The following is a 676-nucleotide window of genomic DNA, read 5'->3' as shown; positions in this document are numbered from 1 at the left end:
CTATCGCACAATTATGCGCGATTGCGAAAGTTTCAGTGAGTGGTTATTATCGTTGGGCAAAGACGCCAATCACGCCTCATCAGCAAGCAAATGAAGAGCTTCAAAAGTTAATTAAGCAGATTTATGATCAATATAATGGTCGATATGGCTATCGCCGGATTACGATGGTGCTAAGGCGTGAACACGATCGAAGAGTTAATCTTAAGCGAGTGTTGCGATTAATGCGGCATCTTGGCCTACAGGCGATCATTCGGCGCCCACGACGTGGGTGCACGATTGTCCGCGGAACGAACTTCTTCCCGAACCGTTTAGATCGGGACTTCACAGCCAGCAGTCCAAACGAGAAGTGGGTTACTGATGTGACTTATCTCACCTATGGCAACGGAGAGAAGGCCTATTTGAGTGCGATCAAGGATCTCTATGACGGTAGCATTGTCGACTATAATATCAGTCAACAGAACGATAATCCGTTGGTACTGCAGAACTTGGAGCAAGCCATGGCTAAGAATCCAAACGCTCATCCACTGCTTCATAGTGACCGTGGAACCCAGTACACTTCGAAACAATATCTGCGCCTAACTACCGAAGCGGGCTTCACATTGAGCATGTCACGAGTTGGTAAATGTATTGACAATGCGCCGATGGAAAGTTTCTGGAGTCACTATAAGGATGAAGC

The 676-nt window shown here is 46.9% G+C and carries 1 protein-coding gene; it reads left to right on the top strand.

Translation table 11 applies throughout. The features are described 5' to 3' along the window. On the top strand, positions 1-676 hold a 676-nt coding region (locus tag FC43_RS07130; RefSeq protein WP_056955214.1), incomplete at both ends, for an IS3 family transposase.

The organism is Limosilactobacillus ingluviei DSM 15946 (assembly GCF_001435775.1).
Taxonomy (GTDB): Bacteria; Bacillota; Bacilli; order Lactobacillales; family Lactobacillaceae; genus Limosilactobacillus; species Limosilactobacillus ingluviei.
This window is presented reverse-complemented; position numbering and strand designations above follow the sequence as displayed.